Origin of the sequence: Streptomyces sp. MBT53, assembly GCF_016654115.1 — a bacterium.
Lineage (GTDB): Bacteria > Actinomycetota > Actinomycetes > Streptomycetales > Streptomycetaceae > Streptomyces.
On record NZ_JAEQAZ010000061.1, the window covers coordinates 30,275 to 41,097 of the forward strand.

The window sequence follows — 10,823 nt, forward strand, 5'->3', positions numbered from 1 at the left end:
ATGCCCGTCCTCACCGGAGGCCAGATCGTCGCGCGGACCCTGCGCAACTACGGGGTCGACGTCGTCGCCGGAATCCCCGGCCACGGCATCTGGTCACTGACCGACGCCTTCCTCGACGACGAGTCCAGGATCCCGTTCATCCAGACCTTCCACGAGCAGAGCGCCGTCCACCTCGCCGACGGCTACTACCGCGTCACCGGCCGCCCGCAGGCCGCCGTCACCTCCATCGGCGCCGGCGCGAGCAACACCGTGATCGGCATGGGCACCGCGTTCACCGACTCCACCAGTGTCCTCGTCGTCACGGGCGGCCCGCCGACCCACATGCGCGGTCACGGACTACTCCAGGAACTCGACCGTTACACGGCCAACGACTTCCCCAAGGTGGCCGAGGCCGTCAGCAAACGGCACTGGGTCGTCACCCGGGTCGAGGAGCTGCCCTTCGTCCTGCACCGCTGTTTCAACTCCATGCTGACCGGCCGCCCGGGCCCCGTGCACCTCGAAGTCCCCATGGACGTACAGGCCGAGGCCGCGGACGTGCAGCTCCACGACCTGGAGCGCCGTATCCCCGTCGGCCGCCAGCACCCCGACCCGGAAGCCGTGGACCGCGCGGTCGACGTACTGCGCGCGGCCACGCGGCCGGTCATCGTGGTCGGCGGCGGTGCGATCACCTCCGAGGCGTCCGACGAGGTCCTCGCGCTCGCCGAGCGGTGGCAGATCCCGGTCGTCACCACGTGGAACGGCAAGAGCGCCTTCCCCGAGGACCATGAGCTGTTCGCCGGCAGCGTCGGCCAGACCGGCACGATGACCGGCAACGCGATCGCGAGTTCCGCCGACGTCGTGATCTCGGTCGGCTGCCGCTTCACCGACTGGTCCGCCTCCAGCTACGCGAAGGGCATCAGCTTCTCGATCCCGCCCGCGAAGCTCATCCACATCGACATCGACCCGCACGAGATCGGCAAGAACTACCCCGCCGAAGTGGGCATCGTCGCGGACGCGCAGCGCGCCGTGGCCGCCATCGTCGACTCGCTCCCCGCCAAGGGCGTCGACCGCTCCGAGTACCTCGCCGAACTCGCCCAACTCAAGCAGGACTGGGAGGAGAAGCTCGCCGGCCGCCGCGACAGCGACCGCTTCCCGTTCACCTCGCAGCGCCCGCTCGGCGCCCTGCGCAACGTGCTCCCGCGCGACGCGATCATCGTCGCCGGCTCGGGCAACACCCAGGGAGCGGTCAAGCAGACCTTCCCGGTCTACTCGCCGCGCACTCACCTCACCTCCGGCGGCTTCTCCTCCATGGGCTGGGCGATCCCGGCCGCCGTGGGCGCCAAGCTCGCCCGGCCGGACAGCCCGGTCGTGTGCGTCCTCGGCGACGGCGACTTCCTCATGACCTCCCAGGAGATCGCCCTGAGCGTCACCGCCGACGCACCGGTGATCTTCGTGGTCCAGAACAACGCGGGCTACATGTCGATCCGCGGCGGCCAGCGCAAGCAGACCTCGCGCCACATCGGCACCGAGTTCTCGCACCCCGACGGCTCGCCGTACAGCCCCGACTTCGCGGCCATGGGCCGGGCGTTCGGGATCGAGTCGTGGAAGGTCAACGACGCCGCGTCCCTGGAGCCGACCCTGCGCAAGGCCGTCCAGTCCGGGGCGCCTGCCGTGATCGAGGTTCCCACGGACCGCGATGCCGCGGGCCCCTGGGTGCCTGGCTGGTGGGACTTCCCGATCCCGGCGTACATCACGGACGAGCGACAGGAGGAGTACCACCGTACGCGGGCCACCGAGCAGCACCTCTGACGGTTGGGCCGCCGGCCGCTCGATATGCGGATGGTGTGCGGTGTCCGCGCAGGTAGCGGCGGTTGCATCGGGACGAGTGGCGGCCCTGCCGGGGCATGGCTCCGGCAGGAGGTGGCCCATGCCCGGTCCGGGTGAACGAACTCGTTCGCGCGAGCTCGTCTCTCGACGTCAGGGATGATGCTCTGCCCAGGGGCAAGCGGTGGAGCATCATCCCGTCGGTAGGGCACTCTGACGCGAGATCGGCGTGAATCGGCGCTGATCGGCAAGGACCGCCAAGATCCTCGAAGGACTCATAATCCGTCGGCCGTGGGTTCGAGTCCCACCCGCCCCACCTTCGCTACGCGGCAGAAACCTTCTGACCTGCGAGAACGCGGTTTTCCGAGGGTGTGCGGCGTGCAGCGAACGCTGCACGTGGTGCAGCGGATCCTGCTTCGCGTACGTCCAGGACGACACTTTCGTGGCTGTGATCTGAGGGTCTCCCATCCATGTGCTGAGGGAGCGTTATGGCGCCGTCCCACGGGCTGAAGAGTGACTCGCCGCCAACTGGTGCAGCCGCCGTTCAGGCAGGTGCTTGAGTCGAGCGGCGCACGGGTCTCGATGGTCGGTGCGCTGTTGCGCCTTGCCGTTCCTGGCCATGTGGCTGCCGCTATGGGCTTGCTGAGCTGCGATCAGTTCCGAACCCCGGCTGTCTATGGGACGACTGCCGTATCTCAAGGATGCTGTCGGCGAGCTCGAACTCGGGTTCCCGTCGCGACCCGCGACGTCGGCGGCTCGGCAAGCCGCATGGCGACAAGGGCTACGACTACCACCACCTGCGGCGATGGCTCCGTCCTGCTCGCTCACTTCTTCGCCCCGTCCCGGGCGGGTCTGTGATGGTCCGTCCGAGGAAATTTCACGCAGGGGTGGGTCGGCTCGGTGTTCAGTCGACGGTCAAGACCACGGAGTGCCATCCGCTTGCGCCGTCGGGGATCGTGCGGGCGCGCTTTTCGGTCTGGAGCGCGCCGGTGCGGTCGGTGGCGCGCACGGTGAGGGTGTGGCCGCCCTTCGTCGCCCGCCACGGGAAGGACCACTGGCGCCAGGTGTCACGGGTGTCCTCGGCGGCGAGCCGGGCCTCCTGCCAGGGGCCGTCGTCGACCCGGACCTCGACCTTCCCGATGCCCCGGTGCTGGGCCCACGCGACCCCTGCGACCATCACCGTCCCGGTCCCCGGCCGCGCGAACGGCTTCGGGGTGTCGATCCGCGACTCCGTCTTGATGGGCGCGCGGCGCGCCCAGCCGCGCTTGACCCAGTACGGGTCGTACGCGTCGAAGGTCGTCAGCTCGATCTCCTTGATCCACTTGCAGGCGGAGACGAAGCCGTACAGTCCGGGCACCACCATGCGCACAGGGAAGCCGTGCGAGAAGGGCAGCGGTTCGCCGTTCATACCGAGGGCGAGCAGTGCGTCGCGGCCGTCCATGACGTCCTCGACCGGGCTGCCGATCGTCATCCCGTCGACGGAGCGGGCCACCAGCTGGTCGGCGGGGCCGCCCTTCGCGGGCGGCTTCACCCCGCACTCGGCCAGCAGGTCCGCCAGTCGTACGCCGATCCAGCGGGCGTTGCCGACGTAGGGGCCACCGACCTCGTTCGACACACAGGTGAGGGTGATGTCCCGCTCGATCAGCTCGCGGCGCAACAGGTCGTCGTAGGAGAAGACGTGTGGCCGGGTGACGCCCTTGCCGTGGATGCGCAGCCGCCAGGTCGTGGCGTTCACCTTGGGTACCACCAGCGCGGTGTCGACGCGGTAGAAGTCGCCGTTGGGGGTGATGAAGGGGCTCACTCCGGGGATCCGCAGCCCGGCGCCCCTGGGCACGGGCCTGGCCGGGGAGCCGGGCTGGGGCAGTACCACGTTCCTGCGGGAGGCGACCGCGTCCTGGCCGCCGGCCGAGCTGAGGGAGCGGCCGAGGAGGCCCGCTCCCGCCGACGCCACGGCCGCGGCGCCCGCCGCGATCACGAAGCCGCGCCGGTCCCATCCTTCCTCGGAGGGTGGTCCGTCGGGCGCGGGGGTTCGGGGCGTGAGCCGGCCGGCGAGGACGTACAGCAGTACGGCTCCGGCGGCGGCGCCCGCCACGGAGGGCAGGGCGTCGGTGGCGCTGGTCGAGTCGGGCCTGCTGGTCGCCGCGAGCGCGCCGACGACTCCGAACAGCAGGACACCGGCCGCGCCGGTGCGCCGGAAGCGCAGAGCGACGATTCCCAGCGCCAGGGCGAAGAGCGCGAGGACGGCGAGAATGCCGAGCTGGAGGAACAGCTTGTCGTTCGTGCCGAAATGGCGGATCGCCCAGTCCTTCACGGCGGCGGGCGTGCGGTCGATCGCCGCGCCGCCGACCGCGACGACCGGACCGGCCTGCGGACGCACCGCTCCCGCCACCGCCTCGGCGACCGCGAGCGCGGCGAAACCCGCCAGGGCGCCGCTGAGGGCACCCAGCAGAAAGAGTACTTTCGTTGCTTTCGCCGCTTTGGCCTGCTTCGCGGGTTTTTTCTCGTTCTCGGTCACGCGGGGAATCCGGTTCCGAAAGCCTGACGGATTGGTCCCGCCCGCGATCGGTCCCGCATCCGCAGCGTGCCCCGTCTCCCGAAGTTCTCCGCAACGCGGACGCCCCGGTGCTGTCCAGCCGTCGGAAGACCGCACGCGACGATCGCGAGCGCACACCGGACGAGAGGAACCGCCCCGGGTCGGACACCCGGGCCGACGCGGACCACGTCCTGCTGATGGTCGAGGGGCCGGCGGTTCCGCCGTGAAGCCAGGCCCGAAGGCGTTCGGCGGGGACGCGGCACGTGGAAGCCCGCACCAAGCCGGGGCCGGATGCGTGAGGTGCCGGTGGCCAGGATGCTCTCGGGGATCGGGATGGCCGCCGCGATTCCCCGCCCCAGACCCTCGCAGCCGCCGGCGAACTCCAGCGCAGCAACTCCTCGAACTGCCCCCGTAGTCGCAGAGGGCCTCGGCTGCTACGACAAACTCACCACCCGGCTCCGCTCACAGCTCACACTCGTTGTACGGACACGGATCGTGTGTCGTCATAACCTGTAACAACCAGCTTGAAATGCCGCAAGAAACACCGCTCACGATGCTGCTACAAGCTCTCAGCCATTCGGCGAGGTCGAGCTGGGAGCTGACCCTGCGCCACCTCAGGTGATTGCATCGATGTCTACCGGAGTGGAAGTGGCGTTTTGCGGCGGTGTGAGGACTGTCATCGGCTGCCCAAGGGTCGGAGGCGGCGGAGTCAGGTCGGAAGAAGGCAAATCGGGCGGAGTGGTCTGCCGCAAGAGGGTCTGGTCGAAGTTGACCAGGCCCGTCTTTTCCATAACTGTGATGTGATCAAGTACGGTATCGTTGGCTTGGTCGGCCAAGGCGCGAACAAGTGTATTCTTTGTCGTGGAGCGGATTTTCGCCACCGTGTTGAAGATCGATCCGTGTGTCATTCGCAAGATGTTGGCAAAGTCGAAATTGAACTGCTCGCGAGTATCTGTCGTTAGCGCGGAAACAAAGCCTTGCTGCTGAGGGCTCGCAACATTGGGCAGCATGATGTTCAACAGTGGTGCTATCTTGCGGCAGGTAGCGTCCAGTGCGGCGTGCCCATCTATGAGATGCCGACTCGCAGTGACAACAGCCTCTGTAGTGCCTTTCTGTAGGCCGAGCTGGCCGACTGGGTATTCCCACAACCCGGCCGCGCGGACCTTCACGACGAAGTCTCGGTCAGCCTCGGTCAGAGGGCCCCACGGTGTTGCGGCAATGATGTTGTCATGCGAGGCGGGGGCGGCACTTGCACCCGGCGTGCTCGGATAGACGAATGCCGCGACCGCAAGACTCATGGCCCCGCCGATAATGAAGGCTCCGGTCATGTTCCATGAGAAACGCACTGTATCTCCTGCAGGGTCGTGGATCCGTCCGTCACTAGGTGCAATCAGCGGTACGTAGGCAACACGTCCGTCACTCGATGGCTTCGGTAAAGACTTGGCAGATTCTGGCTGAAGTTGGTGATGTCCTCTGGCGGCGTGTGTCTGCTGCCCGGATTCAGTTGCCGGGCTGTGTCGGCGCTGCATGCGGCGACGCGCTCGGCCGTCTGGTTCGCCTCGGCTTGCCGAAGGTCGCAGAGCGACTTCCTCTACTTCGACCCGTCGCGGTGTGAGATCGGGGTGTGCAACGGACAGGGCTCCCGTGCCGTTGGGGGAGGTGTTCGGCGTCTCAACTCCGCAGCACAGGAGCCCTGTTGGTTCCGTACTCTGCCGTACTCGACCTGCCACACGCCTGGGTCGAGACCCGGACTTCGTCCTCCTGGACGGCACGCTCACCGCGTGCGACCGCGTCGGCGACGGCAGGGCCGATTACTCCTCGAAAGACAAGCGGCGCGGGGTGAACATGCAGGTCGTCACGGACCCGGCCGGTGAGATTCTGTGGTCGTCGCCGTCGTTGCCGGGCCGGACCCACGATCTGACGGCCGCCCGCACCCACAAGATCCTCCAGATCCGCGCCCGCCAGGCGGTGAACTCACCCTCGCCGAGCGGACCGAGAACCGGGCCCTGTCCGCGGCCCGGGCACCTGCCGAACGAGGCATCGCACGCCTGGAGTCCTGGCAGACCTTCCGCAGATCCTGCATCAGTCCCAACCACATGAGCGTGCTCACCAAGGCCGTCCTCACCTCTGGAGAAGCAACACTGAAACGCTCAGTGACTCAAGGTGACCGCATACGCCATTGGTTCGATGAATCCGCGTCACCTGAACATGCGAGCCCACCAGTACCGAGGCCGGACCACGCCTGCCAGGCGCTTTGGAGGTCGGTGTGCCAGTGCAGGCGTCCGTCGTCGGCGACGCGGGAGCGCAGTGGGTCCGGCGCGAGGAGATGCGCAATGTGGGGCCCGTCCGGCCACGGTGGATCCGGCAGGAACTCGGCAACAGGAAGCCGGAGTTGGCGTAGATCCAGCCCGGCCACGGTCACCCCGGCGCAGCGGTCGGTCAGTTCGGCGTGCAGGGCGCGGCCGGTGCCGGGGGTCAGGATACCCGCCACCGCGCACCACAGTCGGGTGCCCGAGACGGCGAGGACGCGGACGCGGAAGAGTGTCGACATGCGGTGTGCTCCGTCCTCTGCCATGCCTTGTCGGGCACAGCGGTTCGGCGGTACGGCGGTGAGGGGGCACAGCGGTGAGGGGCGGGGCATGTGCCCCGCCCCTCAGCGTCTCCCCGCCACAGGAGTCGTACGGACGGGCACCGTCAAGTCGGCTGCCCGGCCTTGCTCGTGATGGTCCGTCAGCTGGTGGGCATCAGGACGGTGTCGATGATGTAGACGTTGGCGTTGGCGGTCTTCACGTTGCCGCACACCACCTTCGCGGAGTCGTTGACCATGTAGTTCTCGCCGGAGCCCGAGGTGGTGAGCTTGGACTTCTCCAGGGTGTCGAAGGAGCCCTTCTCCAGGTCCTTGGGCGTGAGCTGCTGTCCTACGACGTGGTAGGTGAGGATCTTCGTCAGTTGGGCCTTGTCGGCGAGGACCTTGTCCAGGGTGGCCTTCGGGATCTTCGCGAAGGCGTCGTTGGTCGGCGCGAACACCGTGATGCCCTGGGCGTTGTTGAGGGTGTCGACCAGGCCGGCCTTCTTCACCGCGGCGACCAGGGTGGACAGGGCCGGGTTGTTGGAGGCGGCGGTGGCGACGGGGTCCTTGGCCATGCCGTCGAAGGAGCCGGCCCCGCTCTTCGGGACACCGGAACAGGCCGTACCGAAGGGCTGGTCGGCGGCCGTGGCGCCGGCGTTGTTCATGCTGTCGCTCGACGCGGACGCGGCTGCGGATGCCTTGGTGGAGGCGTCGGACTTCGCGGAGTCGCTGTCGCCGCTGCCGCAGGCGCTGAGGGCGAACGGGAGTACGGCCGTGGCGGCGAGGACGACTGCGGTACGGCGGACACGGGTATTCATGATGTTTCTCCTGTTGCTCATACGGCGGGTGTCGCCTGTAGACGGGGAAGAGAAAGAGCGTTCGAGACCAGTCGACCGACCGCGGGGAATCGCCGAACGCCGGGAGAATTCCGGGTGGTTCGCGTTTTCCTTCTCGTTGTCGGTCACGTGGGGAATCCGGTTCCGAAAGCCCGGCGGATTGGCCGTATGCCCGATCGGATGAATCTTTTTCTCAGACCAATCCACGGCCCGATCTGCTACGGATACTTGGGGCACCGAGATTCAGGCATGCCGCCAATTCCCGTTTCAACACCCGTCCACGTCGGTGTCCGCGACGGATTACCCGTGCGAGTGGAAGGGTCTGATTGCCGTGGAAAGCTCATACGTGAACTTCGCTCTCGCACCGGAGAACGGCCTGTGCTCCGTGCGCGGCGACGTACGCGGACAACTGGCACGGTGGGGCCGCAGCGAACTGGCCGAGGACGCCGTGCTCGTCGTCAGCGAGTTGCTCGGCAATGCCTTCGGCCACGGCACGGGGCCGGTCCGCCTGTCGCTGGCTCTGCACGGGCGGGCGGGGCGTCAGTCGTTGACGATCCAGGTCAGCGACACGAGCCCGGGTTTCGACACGCAGGCGATCCGGGCGAGGTGGGCCCGCCCGTCCTCCGCCCTGAGCGGCAGTGGGCGTGGGCTCCTGCTGGTCGAGGCGCTGTCCCGAGCATGGGGCGACCGGCACCACCGCCGAGGCCACACGGTCTGGGCCGACCTGCCGCGAGGCATCGCCTGACGGCGGACACAGCCCCGCCTGACCGCGGGGCTGTGTCCGCTCAGGCGGGGAATCGGGTCAGGGCGAGCGGCGCGGTCGTGGGCTGTTTCGAGCCGCCCGCGGGTTCGACGGTGATCCCCATGCCAGAGGCCCCGTCCACGGCACCCCGCAGCAGGATGGTCTGGTCGGCGCGGTCGGGGTTCATCAGGTCGGCCGAGCGCATGGTGCCGTTGTCGTCGAACCAGAGTTGGTAGACCTTCCCGGCCGGTGCCTGAGCCATTCCGGAGACCACGAACACCGCCTGGTCCTTGCCGTGGGAGACAACCACGGTGCCGGTGGCGCCTTCGGGCAGCGTCACGGTCTGTGTTCGGGCGTCGGGTGCGGCGAGCACGGCGCTGATCTGTGTCGCTTCCTGTTCGGCTCGGTGAGTCTGGGCGAGCGCGGTCTCGGCCTGCTGGTGCTGCCATACGACGGTCCCGCCGAGCGCGGCCGCGGCGGCGAGGCACGCGGCCAGCGCCCACCGCGACACCAGCCGGGTCCGCAGCGCCGCCCGACCGGAACGTGGTGCGGGGCGCTCGCCCGGCGTCTCCTGGCGGACGGTGGTGATCCGGCGCAGTACCCGCCCGCGCATGTCCCGGTCGGGCTCCACGGACACGGCGAGGCCCAACCGGGCTGCTGTGGCGGACAGTTCGGCGGCCTCCTCGATGCACGCCTCGCAGTCGGCCGGATGCCGCTCGAAGGACGCGTTCTCCTCGTCGGACAGGGCATGCAAAGCGTAGGCGCCGGTGAGCCGGTGCAGGTCGTCGGTGATCACGCGGTCACTCCCAGGCAATCGCGGAGCCGGGTGAGGCCGTCCCTCAGCCGGGTCTTGACGGTTCCGAGCGGCAGCGCGAGCGCCTCGGCGACCTCGCGGTGGGTCAGTCCCCGGTAGTAGGCAAGGGTGACGGACTGGCGCCGGAGATCGGTCAGCGTGCGCAGACAGCGCCGCACCTGTTCACGCTCCAGCCGTGCCTCAACCTCCGGGTCAGTCGTGATCATTGCGCCTGCTAGCCGTGCGACTGTGACGGGGGAGCGGAGCGAAACTGCTGGTACACCACTGGTCGGTGACTGTCAGCATCCCGAGTCGTCGTGGTCGCTCACGATGGTGTTCACGCAGAGTCACGTCCTGGAGATGGCGATAAGCCCACCTCCGGGCTGCAAGGTTCGGGATCAGAGGCGGGCGAGTCGCCGTCGTCATGGGTCACGCACGGTGAGCATCGAAGCCCTGCTCGTGTTCGTGTGAGCGCGGTCGGGTGGTGCGGCGAACGCTGCACCACCCTGGATCGAGCAGGATCGAGTAGAGCTCAACAGGATCAAATCCGGGGTGTAAATCGGGTACTTCGGTAAAGCTGCAGGTGAGAAGCGTCACCTGGATGGGTTCGAGTCCCACCCGCCCCACTTGTGTAGGCTCTGACCTGCGGAAACGTTCATTTTTGGGTGTCGGATCGTCAACTTCGCCTCAACGGACTGGATCCGCTGCGCCTGAGTTCGGCTCCGTGGCGGCCGGTGCCAGGTCGCATCGCTCTGAACTGCGCAGATGTCGTGGTCCGGCGATGGAGCAGGTTTCCGAGGCCGACGAGAAGGGGGTGAACAGAAGTGTCACCTGATGACCACCGGGTGACCGTTGTCCGCTCGGCGATTCGCCGGAGTCCAGGGAATGCTTGGAGAGCGTCACCGCGAGCGATCAGCCGCCGACACGCCGCGCGAAAACCCCGACCTCACCGGAAGGAATCCCACGCCATGACCGCGAACGCGCCCAAGGCTCCGACCCCACCAGGGGTGCGGTCCTGGTGGGGAATCCCGTACGCCACCGCCGAGCGGTACCGCCGCCCGGTGGTCGCGGACTTCGACCCGGACCGCCCCTACGACCGCAAGGGCGTCGCCCCCGTCCAGCCCGACAGCGGCGACTGGCTCGAAGCGGACAGCGGAACGGGCGAGGACTGCCTGAACCTGAACGTGTGGGCCCCCGAGCCGCCGGCCGGGAAGACGCTGCCGGTGGCCGTGTACATCCATGGCGGCGGATTCGAGTTCGGCGCGAACACGCAGACCACCTCGAACGCCGCCGGTCTCGCCGCGTCGGGACGCGTGGTGGGTGTGTCGCTCAACTACCGACTCGGCGCACTGGGCGCGCTCTCGCTCTCGCAGTACGGCGGGCGGCTCGCCGAGGCCAGCAACCTGGGCCTGCAGGACGTCATCGCCGCCCTCACCTGGATCAGGCAGAACATCGCCCACTTCGGTGGCGACCCCGATGACGTCACCGTCTTCGGCCACAGCGCCGGCGCCTACTCCACCCTCGGGCTGCTCGGGGCCTCCTCCGCG

At 68.3% G+C, this 10,823-nt stretch carries 8 protein-coding genes and 2 pseudogenes; 4 read left to right on the plus strand and 6 right to left on the minus strand.

The window, feature by feature from the left end; genetic code table 11:
• Positions 1-1,788: a thiamine pyrophosphate-binding protein gene (locus JHN45_RS22920; RefSeq protein ID WP_201050417.1), complete on the plus strand. Its 1,788-nt coding sequence runs from the start codon at positions 1-3 to the stop codon at positions 1,786-1,788.
• Between the two features lie 919 nt (positions 1,789-2,707).
• Here the strand turns inward: JHN45_RS22920 and JHN45_RS22930 are convergent.
• The gene (locus JHN45_RS22930; RefSeq protein WP_374195635.1) at positions 2,708-4,249 is read right to left on the minus strand and encodes a molybdopterin-dependent oxidoreductase; all 1,542 of its coding nucleotides are present in this window, start codon (positions 4,247-4,249) and stop codon (positions 2,708-2,710) included.
• Between the two features lie 701 nt (positions 4,250-4,950).
• A complete protein-coding gene (locus tag JHN45_RS22935; protein WP_236583970.1) occupies positions 4,951-5,664 on the minus strand; it encodes a DUF4142 domain-containing protein in 714 nt (237 codons plus the stop codon).
• 412 nt (positions 5,665-6,076) lie between these two features.
• Here JHN45_RS22935 and JHN45_RS22940 point away from each other — a divergent pair.
• Positions 6,077-6,459, plus strand: a pseudogene (locus JHN45_RS22940) (transposase family protein); the annotation flags it as partial.
• 35 nt (positions 6,460-6,494) lie between these two features.
• Here the strand turns inward: JHN45_RS22940 and JHN45_RS22945 are convergent.
• Both JHN45_RS22945 and JHN45_RS22950 read right to left on the minus strand, forming a co-directional pair.
• Positions 6,495-6,887: a hypothetical protein gene (locus JHN45_RS22945; protein ID WP_201050438.1), complete on the minus strand. Its 393-nt coding sequence runs from the start codon at positions 6,885-6,887 to the stop codon at positions 6,495-6,497.
• Positions 6,888-7,066: 179 nt separating this feature from the next.
• Positions 7,067-7,723 (minus strand): fasciclin domain-containing protein, encoded by a 657-nt coding sequence (locus JHN45_RS22950; protein WP_201050421.1) that lies wholly within the window; start codon positions 7,721-7,723, stop codon positions 7,067-7,069.
• Between the two features lie 364 nt (positions 7,724-8,087).
• Here JHN45_RS22950 and JHN45_RS22955 point away from each other — a divergent pair, with 364 nt between their 5' ends.
• A complete protein-coding gene (locus tag JHN45_RS22955; RefSeq protein ID WP_307783167.1) occupies positions 8,088-8,486 on the plus strand; it encodes an ATP-binding protein in 399 nt (132 codons plus the stop codon).
• Between the two features lie 40 nt (positions 8,487-8,526).
• On the opposite strand, the gene JHN45_RS22960 is transcribed toward JHN45_RS22955, so the two are convergent.
• Both JHN45_RS22960 and JHN45_RS22965 read right to left on the minus strand, forming a co-directional pair.
• On the minus strand, positions 8,527-9,279 hold the full coding sequence (locus JHN45_RS22960) for an anti-sigma factor domain-containing protein (RefSeq protein ID WP_201050424.1): 753 nt from the start codon (positions 9,277-9,279) through the stop codon (positions 8,527-8,529).
• Positions 9,276-9,485: pseudogene (locus JHN45_RS22965) on the minus strand (sigma factor-like helix-turn-helix DNA-binding protein); the annotation flags it as partial. The gene JHN45_RS22960 and the pseudogene JHN45_RS22965, both read right to left, overlap by 4 nt.
• Before the next feature lie 759 nt (positions 9,486-10,244).
• On the opposite strand from JHN45_RS22965, the gene JHN45_RS22970 reads away from it, so the two are divergent.
• Positions 10,245-10,823: carboxylesterase family protein (locus tag JHN45_RS22970; RefSeq protein WP_201050426.1), on the plus strand; the 579-nt coding region annotated here is incomplete at its 3' end.

Bases quoted from the DNA above. Each gene is read 5' to 3' on its own strand.
- JHN45_RS22920 (WP_201050417.1), top strand. From the start codon at position 1: ATGCCCGTCCTCACCGGAGGCCAGATCGTCGCGCGGACCCTGCGCAAC.
- JHN45_RS22935 (WP_236583970.1), bottom strand. From the start codon at position 5,664: ATGACCGGAGCCTTCATTATCGGCGGGGCCATGAGTCTTGCGGTCGCG.
- JHN45_RS22945 (WP_201050438.1), bottom strand. From the start codon at position 6,887: ATGTCGACACTCTTCCGCGTCCGCGTCCTCGCCGTCTCGGGCACCCGA.
- JHN45_RS22950 (WP_201050421.1), bottom strand. From the start codon at position 7,723: ATGAATACCCGTGTCCGCCGTACCGCAGTCGTCCTCGCCGCCACGGCC.